Here is an 847-nt window from a genome sequence, read left to right on the forward strand (position 1 = left end):
TTTTCTACATCTTGCAAATCAGTTGAAATGTTGCTCATCTTTTTCCTTTCTCAAAAGAAATATCTTTTCCAATATTCTATCACAAATAAGGGCGAATTACCAACTAATACTCAATGAAAATCAAAGAGCAAACTAGGAAGTTAGCCGTAGGTTGCTCAAAGCACTGCTTTGAGGTTGCAGATAGAGCTGACGTGGTTTGAAGAGATTTTCGAAGAGTATAAACAAGGCGAAGTTTGACTTTTTCTAGTTTATTGGGGTACAATAGAGAAAAGATAGAAATGAAGTGAAAAATATGCTACCTGCTTATATGAAAATCCACGATCAGATTAAAAAGGATATTGACGAGCACCGTTGGGCTATTGGTGAGAGGCTTCCCAGTGAAAGAGATTTAGCAGAGCAGTTTTCGGTCAGCCGCATGACCCTCCGCCAAGCCGTATCTCTATTGGTTGAAGAAGGTGTTTTAGAGCGCAGAGTTGGAAGTGGCACCTTTGTGTCCAGTACTCGGGTACAAGAAAAGATGCGAGGGACAACCAGTTTTACTGAAATTGTTAAGTCCCAAGGTAAAGTACCCTCTAGCCAGCTCATTTCCTACAGAAAAACCATTCCCAATGAGCAGGAAGTTGCCAAGCTAGGAATTTCTCCTACCGAAAATATTATCCGAATGGAGCGGGTCCGCTATGCCGACAAAGTTCCTCTGGTTTATGAAGTTGCTTCTATTCCTGAAAAATTCATTAAGGACTTTAAAAAAGAAGAAATCACTAGTCATTTCTTCCAAACACTGCAAAAACATGGCTACCGTATTGGTAAATCACATCAGACCATCTATGCTCGCCTTGCTAAGGAAAAA

The 847-nt window shown here is 40.1% G+C and carries 1 protein-coding gene; it reads left to right on the forward strand.

The window, feature by feature from the left end:
• Nucleotides 1–292: 292 nt before the first annotated feature.
• On the forward strand, nt 293–847 hold a 555-nt coding region (locus HT708_RS11015; RefSeq protein ID WP_172926396.1), incomplete at its 3' end, for a GntR family transcriptional regulator.

It is taken from the genome of Streptococcus sp. 3613, assembly GCF_013277375.1.
Lineage (GTDB): Bacteria > Bacillota > Bacilli > Lactobacillales > Streptococcaceae > Streptococcus > Streptococcus pseudopneumoniae.